Annotated in this window: 13 protein-coding genes and 1 tRNA gene; 7 read left to right on the forward strand and 7 right to left on the reverse strand. The window is 47.9% G+C overall.

Annotation, left to right across the window (positions count from 1 at the left end; all coding sequences use genetic code 11):
* Positions 1–18 precede the first annotated feature (18 nt).
* From flgC to V5298_RS10450, 4 genes are all read right to left on the reverse strand, one after another.
* On the reverse strand, positions 19–441 hold the full coding sequence (gene flgC, locus V5298_RS10435) for a flagellar basal body rod protein FlgC (RefSeq protein ID WP_332931404.1): 423 nt from the start codon (positions 439–441) through the stop codon (positions 19–21).
* On the reverse strand, positions 441–848 hold the full coding sequence (gene flgB / locus V5298_RS10440) for a flagellar basal body rod protein FlgB (protein ID WP_332931405.1): 408 nt from the start codon (positions 846–848) through the stop codon (positions 441–443). The genes flgC and flgB overlap by 1 nt, the downstream gene beginning before the upstream one ends.
* A 97-nt stretch (positions 849–945) precedes the next feature.
* Entirely contained in the window at positions 946–1,776 is an 831-nt protein-coding gene (locus V5298_RS10445) for a protein-glutamate O-methyltransferase CheR (RefSeq protein WP_332931406.1), read from the reverse strand.
* A gap of 19 nt (positions 1,777–1,795) precedes the next feature.
* Positions 1,796–2,716 (reverse strand): chemotaxis protein CheV, encoded by a 921-nt coding sequence (locus V5298_RS10450; protein WP_332931407.1) that lies wholly within the window; start codon positions 2,714–2,716, stop codon positions 1,796–1,798.
* A 162-nt stretch (positions 2,717–2,878) separates the two neighbouring features.
* Here V5298_RS10450 and flgA point away from each other — a divergent pair, with 162 nt between their 5' ends.
* From flgA to flgN, 3 genes are all read left to right on the forward strand, one after another.
* Positions 2,879–3,613, forward strand: coding sequence for a flagellar basal body P-ring formation chaperone FlgA (gene flgA, locus V5298_RS10455; RefSeq protein WP_332931408.1), 735 nt, complete (start codon positions 2,879–2,881; stop codon positions 3,611–3,613).
* A gap of 92 nt (positions 3,614–3,705) precedes the next feature.
* Positions 3,706–4,041 (forward strand): flagellar biosynthesis anti-sigma factor FlgM, encoded by a 336-nt coding sequence (gene flgM, locus V5298_RS10460; protein ID WP_332931409.1) that lies wholly within the window; start codon positions 3,706–3,708, stop codon positions 4,039–4,041.
* Between the two features lie 10 nt (positions 4,042–4,051).
* A complete protein-coding gene (gene flgN / locus V5298_RS10465) occupies positions 4,052–4,483 on the forward strand; it encodes a flagellar export chaperone FlgN (RefSeq protein ID WP_332931410.1) in 432 nt (143 codons plus the stop codon).
* A 31-nt stretch (positions 4,484–4,514) separates the two neighbouring features.
* Here flgN and V5298_RS10470 read toward each other — a convergent pair whose 3' ends face one another.
* Positions 4,515–4,991 carry an LPP20 family lipoprotein gene (locus V5298_RS10470; RefSeq protein ID WP_332931411.1) on the reverse strand — a complete coding sequence of 159 codons (477 nt, stop codon included), beginning with the start codon at positions 4,989–4,991 and terminating at the stop codon, positions 4,515–4,517.
* 253 nt (positions 4,992–5,244) lie between these two features.
* Here V5298_RS10470 and V5298_RS10475 point away from each other — a divergent pair, with 253 nt between their 5' ends.
* Positions 5,245–6,411: a flagellar assembly protein T N-terminal domain-containing protein gene (locus tag V5298_RS10475; RefSeq protein ID WP_332931412.1), complete on the forward strand. Its 1,167-nt coding sequence runs from the start codon at positions 5,245–5,247 to the stop codon at positions 6,409–6,411.
* 18 nt (positions 6,412–6,429) lie between these two features.
* Here V5298_RS10475 and V5298_RS10480 read toward each other — a convergent pair whose 3' ends face one another.
* Both V5298_RS10480 and V5298_RS10485 read right to left on the reverse strand, forming a co-directional pair.
* Entirely contained in the window at positions 6,430–7,476 is a 1,047-nt protein-coding gene (locus V5298_RS10480) for an AraC family transcriptional regulator (RefSeq protein WP_332931413.1), read from the reverse strand.
* Positions 7,473–8,372 carry a GGDEF domain-containing protein gene (locus V5298_RS10485; protein ID WP_332931414.1) on the reverse strand — a complete coding sequence of 300 codons (900 nt, stop codon included), beginning with the start codon at positions 8,370–8,372 and terminating at the stop codon, positions 7,473–7,475. The genes V5298_RS10480 and V5298_RS10485 overlap by 4 nt, the downstream gene beginning before the upstream one ends.
* A gap of 313 nt (positions 8,373–8,685) precedes the next feature.
* Between V5298_RS10485 and V5298_RS10490 the strand changes: the two genes are divergently transcribed.
* The 3 genes from V5298_RS10490 (at position 8,686) to V5298_RS10500 (ending at position 13,567) form a co-directional block, all read left to right on the forward strand.
* Positions 8,686–11,382: a TonB-dependent receptor gene (locus V5298_RS10490; RefSeq protein WP_332931415.1), complete on the forward strand. Its 2,697-nt coding sequence runs from the start codon at positions 8,686–8,688 to the stop codon at positions 11,380–11,382.
* Positions 11,383–11,480: 98 nt separating this feature from the next.
* Positions 11,481–13,355 carry a phytase gene (locus tag V5298_RS10495; protein ID WP_332931416.1) on the forward strand — a complete coding sequence of 625 codons (1,875 nt, stop codon included), beginning with the start codon at positions 11,481–11,483 and terminating at the stop codon, positions 13,353–13,355.
* Between the two features lie 137 nt (positions 13,356–13,492).
* Positions 13,493–13,567: transfer RNA gene (locus V5298_RS10500), tRNA-Arg, on the forward strand.
* Positions 13,568–13,623: the final 56 nt, after the last annotated feature.

A 13,623-nucleotide genomic window follows, 5' to 3' on the forward strand; every position in this document is an offset into this window, starting at 1 on the left:
TCCTCATGTCAGCGTTCATTACTGACTGCGTCCTAGCTGCAATACCTGACGGAAAATGCGTTTCGTGGTATCGGCAACCTGTACATTTGTTTCGTAGCCTTTGGAGGCTGACATCATATTTGCCATTTCTTCGACAATATTCACATTGGGCTTATAGATATAGCCATTTTCGTCTGCCATTGGATTGTGGGGAGCATATTCAATTTGCAACGGCGCATCACTTTCCACGACACCTTTTACCTGAACGCCCACGCCTTTACTTTGATCATCTGTGGCTTGGGCTAATTGTTCGGCAAATACCGGATAGCGAGCTCGGTAGGTATCTTCATAACTGCTGCTAACACTGTTGGCATTGGCAATGTTACTGGCAGTGGTATTCAAGCGGACATTTTCTGCCTCCATGCCTGTACCGGAAATCGACATTACATTAAAGAGACTCATTAGCTTTGCCCTCCACTTAAGGCTTTCTTCATACCTTTTAATTTACTTTCCAGAAACTGTAATGAGGCCTGATAGCGCATACCATTTTCCAAAAACGCATTACGTTCGGTCTGTATGTCCACAGAGTTACCATCACCGGTATCCGGTTGGTCAGGTATGCGATAATCTACGTCAAAACTGCTGATATTGAGTTTGCCCCCGAAGTGGGCTTCATGGGTTCGTACCATGTTGCCGGTACGCTGAGATGACTGGGCGGATTCCATCGCACGTTGAAAATCGATGTCGCGGGCTTTGTACCCGGGCGTATTGGCGTTTGCCAAATTGCCAGCAATGACTTCCATTCTCTGCTCACGAATGTTCAGTGCTTTTTGGTGGAAACCCACTAATTTGTCTAAATTGATGGCCACGACCGACACCTCAGTTGCTATAAAAATTGACCTTGTAAAAGGTTAAAGCAAAGGAAGTGCCAAGTATTTTTGACGCTAGACTAAGAACACGGGAGGATTACGCTTTACGTTGAAAATAAAGGCCTGGACGGCATTTCACCATCGTATAGAGGTGATCAGCACTACCTATAGATTCCGACGCCCCGAGAAAGAGGATGCCACCTGGTTGCAGTTGAGCGGCAATTTGTTGCAGTATGCGTGTTTTCACTTCTTGGGGAAAATAAATCAACACATTGCGGCAAAAAACGATATCGAATTTTCCCAGCGAACCATAGCTATTAAGCAGATTTAAACTGCGAAACGACACCATATTTCTGACGTCACGATTCACCTGTAATAAGCCGTCTTTATTCGCGGTAAAGTATCGGCGACGACGTTCAGCGGACAACCCCCGAGCTAAGGATAGCTCGTCGTAAACACCCTTTTCGCATTTTTCCAGCATCTTAGATGATAGATCCGTACCGACAATTTCCACACCACCAAGCAATTGCCCTTTTTGCCCCTGATACTCAAGCACAGACATGGCAATGGAGTATGGCTCTTGCCCTGACGAACAGGCGGCGCTCCAAATACGTAACCGCCGCTTTTTTGTCGCCATCTCTGGCAAAATATTTTTCACCAGCAGATCGTACGGGTAGTTATCACGAAACCACAAGGTTTCGTTGGTGGTCATGGCATCGAGTACGGCTTGAAGGAGCTGGCGATTGCGCCCGGTGATCGTGGCCGAAATGAGGGCATCTATGCAATCAAAATGAAAATCGTGCATCACCGAAGACAATCGACTACGAACCAAATACTGTTTATTCTCACCAAGAGAAATACCGCATTGCTGTTGCAGAAATTGACCAAACTGACGATAACTACCTTCAGACACGTCTTTGTTTTTCAAGCTAAAAATGCCTCACAAACTAATCTTTAAGCCACTTGTTCACTGCTGTGGCAAGCTCATCGGGATGGAACTTGGCAATAAAATCGTCGGCCCCCACCTTTTCCACCATCGCCTGATTAAATACGCCACTTAAGGAGGTATGAAGCACCACATGGAGGTTTTGCAATTCCGGCGTATTTTTAATTTCCGCCGTTAAGGTATAACCATCCATTTCAGGCATTTCAATATCGGAAACCAACACACCGACTTTGTCTGTGACATCACCGGTTTCAGCGGCGATTTCTTTTAATCGGTTGAGGGCTTCGAGCCCATTTTTAGCCATTTCAATTTCCAGACCTAAAGCCGTTAGGGCTTTTTTCACCTGACTTCTTGCCACCGAGGAATCATCAGCAATAAAAATAATTTTATCTTTGCTGCCAGAGGTATCTAACCCCGAGGCCACTTCATCACTCACATCGGTGTTCAGTGGGGAAATTTCATTGAGAATTTTCTCCACGTCCAGAATTTCCACCAGCTCATTATCCACTTCTGTTACCGCCGTTAGGTAACTTGCTTTGCCCGTTCCCTGTGGCGGCGGCATGATGGTATCCCAGTTGGTATTAATAATACGTTCTACTGCTCCTACCAAAAAGCCCTGAACAGACCGGTTGTATTCAGCGATCACAATGAACGCGTTATCCAAATTCTCAATTTTACGCCCGCCGGTGGCCATACTCAGATCGATCACCGATATGGTCTGGCCACGAATATGAGCGACGCCACGGACCAATGAATTTAATTTGGGGATCCGCGTTAAAGGCGGACATTGTAAAACTTCACGCACTTTAAACACATTAATGCCAAAACGCTGACGCCCATTTAATCTGAACAACAACAATTCCAGTCGATTCTGCCCCACTAGCTGCGTGCGCTGATTAACGGAATCAAGTATTCCCGACATATCTCACCTCTATATAAAAATTGGGCACGAACATTGCGTTGACAATACCACTTAATGATTTGAAGTAGAATCGCCAAAAAAGTGACGCTGGCATCGTCGTCCCGTCAGATACTGTTATTAATCATAGTCAAATTGCGTTCAGGTGAACACGAAAAAGTGAAAATGAAAAAAAAGATTCCATATTCCAGTGCCCAAAAACGAGAGCAACGACTGTTTCATGTGGTTATTATGCTCATAACCATAGTTAGTTTTCAGGCATTTGCACAATCTTCCGGGCATTTACGGGAACAAATGCGAGAAGAAGCTGAGCAATATCTTCGTTCAGCCATTGGCGATCGCTATCAAAACGACAATGTCCAGGTTACCGTGCTGCCCATCGATGAGCGCATTCAAATCCAACCTTGTGAGAGTGATTATAATTATCACGCCGATGAAGCGGCGTTATCACAAAGCTATGTATCGGTGCGGGTAACTTGCCCTAGCAGCAATTGGTACTTGTTTACCAACGGCAGAATCAATCGCACTCGTACCGTGGTCGTGACAGCGACTATGATCAGTCCAGGCACCGTGTTAAGTGCGCAAAACTTGAAACTCGCAGAAGTGGATGTCAATCTTATCCGTCATACCAGTTATACAGATTTAACTCCCTTGATTGGTGCCCGTATGAAACGTCGAGTGAGACAAGGGCAGGCAATTCAAGGTAATATGCTGTGCTTTGTTTGTAAGGGTGATCGTATTACAATAAGTGCTAACGCCGCAGGCATGCAGGTAAAAACCGCAGGCATAGCCCAACAAGATGGTATTATTGGCGATAATATTCAAGTACTTAACGCATCATCAAGACGTTCAATTATCGCCGAGGTCGCCAGTACACAAACAGTGGTGGTTAATCTGTAGACGGTTGTCAAAAAAATTAGTAAATCGGGCTAAAGTTACAACGCATTCTGCCGATAAATTAAACGAGGTATTATTGGTAGTGGAAAATCAATATGGCAATTAATAATGTAAACAATGGCGGTCCTAAGGCTCCCGTTGACAATGTGAAACTGAATAATCAGCAGTCACAAACACAATCTGCCGCACAACAGGAAGTGGCGGCCAAAAACACGCAGACCACGGCTCCAAGACAAGATTCCGTGTCGCTAACCCAATCTGCCCAGCAATTAAGCCAGGTACAAAAGAAAGGGACAGAGACGCCGGTGAATCAGGAGAAAGTGGATAAACTGAAAAAAGCGATCCAAAGTGGCGAATACAAAATTGATGCTGATTCACTGGCACAAAAAATCGCACGTTTGGAAGCGCAAGTATTTGGTTTAAAACCTTAAAGAGTAAATAATGGTGCAAGAACTTCAGCAAGCCCTTGAACAACAGTTAGCCAACCTAACTCAATTGTCAGCGTTGCTTGATCAGGAGCTGCACCTTATCAGTTCCCGCAATGCGGAAGACCTGATTAATTTACTCAAAGAAAAAGAACACACCCTCGAACAAATCCAGCTCACTGATAATATTGTGGCGCAACATTACCAACCGTTGTCAGCCTCCCAATCAGTGCCCGATGATATCAACGAAATGATTGAAAAATCGAAACAGCGGGTTGAAGAGTGTCGTTATAAAACCCAGGTTAATGAAAAAGCGGTGGAACAAGGGCAACTGCGTTTAACCCATTTAAGAAACCTGATGCTAGAAGTGCGTGCGAAAGAATCTCTGACCTACGATAAAAGCGGTAAGCCGAAAGGCTCTGGCCGTGGTCGAGGGATCAGCGCTTAACCGCCCCCCATCCTTCCCAGTGTAATTTTCCTTAGTAATAGGTCACATCGCGAATACGTTTAGGCTTAGCCACGGTTAAATAAATGTCATACACTTTGCGCATATCCAGCTCCAGCTCAGTTGCGTAGGTATCTTCGCCTACCGGATAACTCTTTACCACTCTAGCGCCACGGATCACCCCTTCAACAGACGCTTTTAACCGTGAATCCTGCATCACAAGATTAGACACTGACTGACTTCCGTCCAGTTTTTGTCCATACACCTGTTCGGCCAGTTCTCTGTAAGCATCAAGCTTTGATGCCCGCATGGCCATTAATGCCCGATCGTTATCGGACTTTCCCCGCTGAGTCGCAATGGGAGCATAACCGATGGCACTGAGTACCGGATATTCTTCGGGCTCTACCGTTTCCCACTCAACTTGCTTATCGAAAAAACTACTACAGCCGCTTATCAACACTGCACCGATGAAACTGATAACAACCCGCAGTTGATGGTTAATTTTAGTCATAACAAACCTTCTTTAGTGACAAACCAGTGAGGTTACACAATGGATTTTGCTCAATAGCACTATGCCTATGCTAGCAACTACTGTGCCCTAACAGCAGCGTCAAAATTTATACGATTAATTTAGGAACAATATTTGCTGTAACTCCCCATACAGGAAAACCGGAGAAGTTAACCTACATACGCGCCAAGGGCACGAGCGTACAGGGAACCTTCTATCAAATGGCTAACGTTATCAGTGTGCCAGAGAACAAAAAATGCGTATAACGAAACAGGGTTTAGTGAAAAATTTGTCAGTATTGCTTCTGGGACTTTTACTCTCATGGCAAACTTCTGCCGCCTGGTTTGAAGCCCAGGGGCAAGCCTTGATTGCCCAAGGAGATAGGTCCTCCGCCAAAAAACGCGCCACTGAAGAAGCCATTCGACAAGCGCTGATGTTTGCTGGGGCGTCGGTTCAAAGCGTACAAACCCTCACCAATGGATTGTTGCAGGAAGATAGTTTTAAAATCAGTGCCGCCGGCGAAGTCAACGATCTCCAACTGGTTTATGAAAAATGGCACGATGACTATGTCACCGTGGGCATTCGGGCTGATATTTTCCCCCAAAGAACCCAGTGCGCCGCTGCCCAGTTCAAAAAAACACTGGTCACCACCTATTTCCCCCTGGCCCATCGGCAACAAGCTCAGGATGGTCAAATTCATCAGCTCACCGATATTGCACCCCGTCAGTTACAACAACAAATGAACACCTTATCTGAACATGTTGCCCTTGGTCCCATTGAACCCTACACCGTGCGATGGGATCGCGCAAAAGTCTTGTCTCAGGCCCCTTCCCTTGCCAGACAAACCCGTTCTCAGTTTATTCTGGCTGGGGTTATTACCGATATCAGTCTAGCGAGAACCGCCCATTCATCCTTGGCTTTTTGGAAAAATGATGTAGCCCAAAGGCAGTTCGCATTGGATGTCTTTGTGGTTGACGGCATGAATGGTGCGTTACTGTTAGAAAAAAACTACCACACCCAAGCCCCATGGCGCTTTGACCGTTTCACACAGGTGGATGTAAGTAGTGAACAATTTTGGTCCAGTGACTATGGTAAAGCGGTCAATCAGCTTTTCGCCCAAGTGGTCGATGATGTGGAACAGGCCCTTCTTTGCCAACCGGCCACAGGCCGGGTTCTCACCGTCAGCGGCACTCAGTTGCAAGTGTCCCTCGGTCGCGCCCATGGGATCCGTCCCGGCGATGAACTCACACTGTACAAAACCAGTGAAGTCATCGATCCCCAAGGCATGACATTTTTGCAATACAACCTGTATCCGGCGAAAGTGAAAGTGATTAGCGCATCCGTTGACAGTGCTACCGTTGAAGTGGCAGACGGTAGTTTAGTGGGCAACATCCAGCCGAATGACTTTGTGGCAAAACGTTAATAACCGATTTTTGCCCCCTTATTTCTCTGCCGGCACACCCAGTGGGTTTAACTGACGCAATTCACTGGGTGTACGGCCAGTCCAGCGCTTCACAGCCCGGCGAAAGTTAGTCAAATCATCAATGGCCATATTCAGCGCACTTTGCGCGTTTGATAACTGACACACCTGTAATAAAAATATCGCGTGTTCTCGGCGCACTTCATCCACCAAAGCGGAAAAGGTTACCTGATAGTCTTTTAGCCGACGCTTTAAGGTTGCCGGGCTGATGGCCAACTGCGCTGCCATTTTAGCTGCCGTAAGATGTGGATCCTGTGCGATGGCTAGCCGTACCCTGTGCACCAGCAGTATGCCTTTCTCGAATTGCTGTGCATAATGCTGTCGCGATGCCCGTCGTAAAAAGGGATCATATTGTACGAAACGCGCACTGATAGCGGTTTTTCCAATCGCCATGCTAAAACAAGGCTGATCAAAATAGAGACGTCGCCCCAGGTGCATTTCATATTCGGCAAGATGCCGGGGACGAGAAAAGGGAAAATAAAATCGAATGGGCAAACGGTGACCACACCATTGCTTGGTAAAGGCCATAAAAGCGGCCATCACGATTTCCACTACCAAAGGAAACCCCTTGCTTTTGCCCATACTGTTACGCAGGGTCAACAATTTAGCATGCGGCTGGGTGTAAACACCAAAATCCACCAACGGGCACACCTGTAATACATACTGCGATACAATAGCGCTAACTTGCTGCAGATTACGACAATACCCTAAGGTCGTGACAAAGCCACTATAATGAGAAGTAGCAAGAGCGTGGCCTATCTGAAACCCCACCCCTTTACTTTTGCAATGCTTAATCACATTGCCGAATAACGCACACAGTTGATTGGCCGACACCCAACCGGTTTTATCCATGTCTGCATCGAATATTCCTGTTCCCCGTAGCAACTTATTTTTATCAACCCCATGACTGGTAACCACATCAAGTACTGCGCGACATAATGGATAAGCGGGTATCACTTTGTCATTGTGGTGAATAAGGCGATACGATGGCATTGGCGAAGACGTCATGCGGCTTGAGGTGGCTGGTGATCCAGCATAGAGTGCAAGGTAGTAAGCAGTTGTTCCACGCTTCTATCACATTCAATGGCGGTGGTAGCGGTGCGAACTGACTGAAACACGGCGGTGGTGTTTGCACCGCTTCTAAATGCCAGATGATGCACTGACACCTCAATTTGCCGCGCCACCGCAATGGCTGACTCTAAGCTTGTATCCGGCAAAAGCATGATAAACCGGTCTCCTGCATAGCGGCACACCAGATCGTTTTCTCTGACATGCATCACTAATAAGCGCGCAATTTCTTGTAAGAACCGATTGCCCTCTTGATAACCGTGATCCTGATTAAAGCGGGAAAAGCTGTTAATATCTACCATCAGCGCGCAGCCGCCCAAATGACGGCGACACAAATCCGCTACCCGCCCGCACCAATAGTCCGCCAAGTACAATTGTGTGACCTCATCAATCTGATGATGATCCCGATAGGTCCACTCCCGGCGCTGTAACTGTTTGTTCAGTGCCTTTTGTTCACCATGCCATGCACTCAGAGCCATTGTCATCACCACCATCCCGACCGCGGCAGGGATCGACTCCAACATACTTAACCAATCGGATGCCGACGAATAACTAAACACTTCATCAAGAAAGTCGAGCATCGTGGTAAACGCAAAACAGTTAAGACCGACAATCAGCAAGGTGGTAACGCGGCCAGGCGGACGGCTGACAATGGCCGCCACAATCCAGCTTAAGGCAAATACCAGCACGCTCCCTTCCCCCACCACATCTAACCAGGCGATTTGTTCGGTGGGTTTAGTCACCCCATGGGATAAACACAAATATAGTGCCAGCGCCTGGGTGGCAATACTGCCGCCAATTAAATGACTTTGCCGAGCACGATAAACCGGATTCATACAGCCTCAAAATAACGAAGAAAAGCGTGTGATAACCCAAACCTGTCATCACTGGAAGGGTCATTTTGGCTCAGCTTTATGACAATGGGATGTCACAATTCGCGTCTTGGCAAAGAAATACAGCAAATCCTGTTTTTAAACAAAGCGTTAACGACAGGTCAAATGGGCTCAACCATGTCATCAAAAGACAAAAAAATCGCAAGATCAACGGTTTATGACAGTGGCTGTCATATCACAGTCATCATTTTGTCATCCTTACTTTTTAGCGTGGCCCCCACAAAACCTCATTCACCTTATAATCAGGAATGCGTATATGCTTCGCTTATCAAAATTGACCATGCATTGTCTCGCTGCCGTGGGACTTTCAACCGTACCTTTCACTCTGCTAGCTGGCGATATCGCAGGCACACTCACCGATGAAAATCAGGCGCGGATGTTCGCCGGCGCGCTGGTGAAAATTCCCGCATTGAACCTGAGTACCGAGACCCGCCGCGATGGCACATTTCGCTTCACGGGATTATCTGCCGGTAGCTACACGCTAGAGGTCAGTTATCTGGGGGCGTCGCCTGTTACCCAAATTGTCAACGTCGAACAAAACGGTGTGGTCAACCCGGTCATTGTGTTGTCAGATAAGGATAAAACCATAGCCGATATACTGGTAAAAGGTCAGCGAAGTGGTCAGGCGCGCGCGTTAAACAAGCAGCGTGCCTCCGACAAAATTTCCTCTATAGTGTCTGCCGATGCCATCGGTCAATTCCCGGACCAAAACGCCGCAGAAGCCCTCCAGCGCTTACCCGGATTATCCATCGAACGGGATCAGGGTGAAGGTCGATTTGTAGGGATCCGAGGGATTGATCCTAACCTGAATAACGTCACCATTAACGGGCTGAATGTGCCGTCACCGGAGTCCGGTGTGCGCTCAGTCGCATTGGATGTGATCCCCTCAGAGCTGATCCAATCTCTGGAAGTATCAAAAACTGTCACACCGGATATGGATGCCGATGCCATTGGTGGCTCGGTTGAAGTAAAAAGTGTGAGCGCGTTTGACTACCCAACGGATACGGCCAAATTCTCCGCTCAGGGCAGTTACAATGAACTGGTAGAGGAAGTCAGCCCCAAACTCTCTGGTGCTGTCACCCATAAATTCAGCGAATCTTTAGGGGTGGCCGCGGCACTTTCCTGGTTTGAACGGGATTTTGGTTCTGACAATATTGAAAGTAACGGCGAAGATGAAGTGGAGCAACGGGATTACACCATCACCCGTGAACGCTTAGGGGGCGCAGTGAATGTGGACTTCCGCCCGGATTTCAATAATCAGTATTATCTGCGCACCATGTACAGTGAGTTTTCTGATAGCGAGTACCGTCAAGCCAATACCTTTACCTTTGACGGCGAAGATTCAGAAATTGAACGTGAAAGTAAAGATAGAGACGAAACCCAAACCATCTTCACCGTGGCGGCAGGCGCTGAACACCAATTAGAGACCTGGTTGATTAACTGGCAATTGGGTTACGCCAAATCAGATGAAGATGAGCCAAACGCCCTCTACTATACGTTTAAGCAAGATAACGACAGTATTTCAGCAGATCTGAATTCGGTGATCCCTCAAGTGGTGCAAAATGATGATGCCATGGATCTGTCCCTTTACGATTTGGATGAAATTTCTTTTGAAGACAATTACACCAAAGACGTAGAAAGCAGCGCAAAAATCGATCTGTCTCGAAAAATTACCTTGGGCCAATACGACGGCGAAATTAAATTTGGTAGTAAGTATCGTAGTCGAGAGAAAGATCGTGACAGCAATGTGTACATCTACGACGGTGACTTTGATGGCATCACTGGGGAAGCGTTTGTTGCCGCGTCACCGGATTATAACTTTGGAGATTTTGGTGACGGTCTAAACCGCTCTGCCCTACGCAGCTATTTTAACGAACAACGCAGCAGCCTGGAGCTGGCAGAGCTGGACTCAGAAGTCGAGTCTAACGGTGCAACCTATGTGAACAATGAAGATATCTTCGCCGCTTACACCATGGTCACGGCCGATATTGATAAGCTGCGCGTCGTTGCGGGTTTACGATACGAGCGTACCGATTTCAGCACCCAAGGTATGCGAGTAGAATTGGTGGAAAACGAAGAAACCGATGAGGAAGAGGTGGTCAACACGGACTGGTCTGCCGACCGGGATTATGAGCACTGGTTACCCAGCATTAACCTGCGCTACAACCTTAATGACAAGGTCGTAGTTCGGGGTGCCTTTACCCAAACCCTGTCCCGTCCGAAATTTGAAGATGTGGCGGCGTATCAAATCATCGAAACCACCACCGAAGAAGAGGACGATGGCAGCTTTGTGACCGAGCGTACCGCTGAAGCCGGTAACCCTGAGTTAAAGCCTTACGAAGCGAACAACTTCGATTTAACCGTGGAATACTACCCTGGCAATATCGGCGTGATCTCTGCCGGCTATTTTTATAAAGACATCGACAACTTTATTGTTTACGCCGATGTGGCCGATACCGACGACTGGGAAGGCTATGACGAGGTGACCCAGGCCATCAACGGTGATTCAGCCTCCTTACACGGCCTTGAGCTCGCGTGGTTAAAAACCTTCGACAACGGCTTTTTAATCTCGGCCAACGGCACCTTTTCCACCTCTGACGCCACCACCTATTTAGATGGCGAAAAGTATGAAACCAGTTTACCCAACCAGTCAGATCGCATAGGCAACCTCACGCTGGGTTATGAGAATAACGCCGTGAGCCTGCGCTTAACCATGACCTACAAAAGTGAAAACTTCGAAGAAATTGATGGCGATTTCATCCGCATGGAAGATGATCACCAGCAGGTGGATTTTTCCGGAAAATACTATGTTAATGACAACATGGTCATTTATGTTAACGGGGTTAACCTCACCGACGAGCCTTACTACGCCTATTTTGACCAGCATAATGTGAATGCACAGTATGAAGAATATGGCCGTACCTTTGAACTTGGGTTTACCTGGCAGATGTAATACTCCCTGCGGGTAAGGACGCGCTTACCCGCCGCCTTACCCCAGCAAATCAACCCCAGGAAATAACATAGGTTACCCGCAAAAGGAAAAACATTAACGTGAAAACACTACCTGCAACCCTTCCCCTTGTTCTGGCAAGTCTGGTTCTGGCATCCTGTGCCAGCCACACCGCATCGCCGCCCGCACAGCCTCTTGCTGTTACGCCGTTTTCCATTCCCGGCCAACAGCTGACCCCCTTTACCGTGGATTCATCCCTGCACTATTTGGTCACCAGCGAAACAAACGGATTGACGGTAACCGACGAAAACCAGTCTGTCATTGCCAAGCAGCCCGGCCACTTTAGCCAAAGCGACATTGTGATGACGGCTGATAATAAACGGATTATCGGCGCGCTAAATAACGACACCTACGCGGTGAATTTATTTACCTATGACACCCAGCGCCACACCTTTACTGCCCTTGCCACCTTACCTGCCGCCAATGCCGATATTGAAGCGGTGTGCCTGTCAGCCCAGGACAAGCTGTTGGTTATTACCACCATTGATACCGTCGGCCGCATGACCCAGCATGGGCTGGCACAAAACACCCTGTTTGATATCCGCCAGGTGAATGTGGGAACCGGGGTAAAATCCTGCCAACAGGATAGCCAAACACAAACCCTTTATCTTGCCGATGAATACACAGGGCTTTGGCAATACGACAGCCAATTTGAAGCCGGTGATGGACATGATTTGCTGACTCTCCCCACCCAATCGGGCATAGAAGGGGTCGGCGTGGACAATACCGGGGCAGTGGTGACGGTTTCTCCGGCCGATAACGCCCTGTATGTATACAACAAGGAAAAGCTAAACGCCTATCCTTTAACCGGCGACTATCAGCTGGAATCCGTACGAATTACATCACATCACAGTGACATCATTGCCGGTGTCTATGATGATAAAAGCGCATCACTGTATACCGTGTCTTTGCCCGCACAACCAAGCCAGATACCAGCAAAGACCGTGGCGGTAGATGGGAGTCTTACCGCCTTTGCGCAAACCGATCCGGTAGCCCGTTTTGGCGATGCCGCTGACGACCCCGCCATCTGGTATGTAGACGATGCACCTGAAACGTCTGTCATCCTGGGCACCGACAAAAAGTCAGGGCTGGATCTTTATGATTTATCCGGTCAACGACTTCAGCATCTGGCTGTCGGTCGTCTTAATAACGTGGATGTACGCCGTCACTGGCAAACCGATAATGGCGTGCTGGCCATTGCCGCCGCGACCAATCGAACAACGAAAACCATCGATATTTTTGTGCTTGACCCTATGACGCGAAAAGCGAACCTGACCTCTAGGCTACCCTCATCATTAAACGATTTATATGGCTTGTGTCTTTATCAGCACAACAACACCCTGGATGTATTGGCCAACGATACCGACGGGCATGTTGAGCGACACCGCTTATCCTTCGTTAACGACACGATAAAGGCGACCATTGTCGACACCTTTACCGTGCCCTCACAGCCCGAAGGCTGCGTGGCCGATGATGAAAATGGGGTGCTATATTATGGCGAGGAAGCTGTTGGCGTCTGGAAACGCAATTTAGAAGTCCCCGCATCTTCACCGAAACTGATTGCCCGGGTAGGCGGAAAAGTCAAAGCCGATATTGAAGGGATGGCGTTATTTGATGTGGACGGTAAGCGTTATCTGGTGGTATCGAGTCAAGGAAATGATCGCTACGCCGTTTATACCACCACCGAAGATCACACCTTACTAGGCACTTTTAATGTCGTTCCTGATTTTGCTACCGGCATTGATGGCACCTCGGAAACAGACGGCTTAGAAGCTATCTCATTCCCCCTTGGGAAAACCCTACCCGACGGCCTGCTTGTGGTGCAGGATGGTCACAATGTGATGCCAAGCCAGCAACAAAACTTTAAACTCATTTCTGGTTCCCAGTTGGCAGAGTTTATTCGCAAATACCGATAAAGCAGACAAACCTCTACAAATACACCACGGCGAGCCCTTCCCCTCGCCGTGTTTTTAATCACTGAACCATTCTTTTAAAACCTGTTGAAAAACGAGGGGTTAACAGCGACGCCTTTTCTACGTATAATTGCGGGCGAGTCCCTATAGTTTAACGGATAAAACAAGGCCCTCCTAAGGCTTAGATGTTGGTTCGATTCCAGCTAGGGACGCCAGGGATGACTTATTGCTACTCCCCCGCTGGCGTATCATCCCCCGTACCCCCTTTCAC

The organism is Alteromonas sp. 14N.309.X.WAT.G.H12 (assembly GCF_036697315.1).
Lineage (GTDB): Bacteria > Pseudomonadota > Gammaproteobacteria > Enterobacterales > Alteromonadaceae > Alteromonas.

Bases quoted from the DNA above. Each gene is read 5' to 3' on its own strand.
- flgC (WP_332931404.1), bottom strand. From the start codon at position 441: ATGAGTCTCTTTAATGTAATGTCGATTTCCGGTACAGGCATGGAGGCA.
- V5298_RS10450 (WP_332931407.1), bottom strand. From the start codon at position 2,716: ATGTCGGGAATACTTGATTCCGTTAATCAGCGCACGCAGCTAGTGGGG.
- flgA (WP_332931408.1), top strand. From the start codon at position 2,879: ATGAAAAAAAAGATTCCATATTCCAGTGCCCAAAAACGAGAGCAACGA.
- flgM (WP_332931409.1), top strand. From the start codon at position 3,706: ATGGCAATTAATAATGTAAACAATGGCGGTCCTAAGGCTCCCGTTGAC.
- flgN (WP_332931410.1), top strand. From the start codon at position 4,052: ATGGTGCAAGAACTTCAGCAAGCCCTTGAACAACAGTTAGCCAACCTA.
- V5298_RS10470 (WP_332931411.1), bottom strand. From the start codon at position 4,991: ATGACTAAAATTAACCATCAACTGCGGGTTGTTATCAGTTTCATCGGT.
- V5298_RS10475 (WP_332931412.1), top strand. From the start codon at position 5,245: ATGCGTATAACGAAACAGGGTTTAGTGAAAAATTTGTCAGTATTGCTT.
- V5298_RS10480 (WP_332931413.1), bottom strand. From the start codon at position 7,476: ATGACGTCTTCGCCAATGCCATCGTATCGCCTTATTCACCACAATGAC.
- V5298_RS10485 (WP_332931414.1), bottom strand. From the start codon at position 8,372: ATGAATCCGGTTTATCGTGCTCGGCAAAGTCATTTAATTGGCGGCAGT.
- V5298_RS10490 (WP_332931415.1), top strand. From the start codon at position 8,686: ATGCTTCGCTTATCAAAATTGACCATGCATTGTCTCGCTGCCGTGGGA.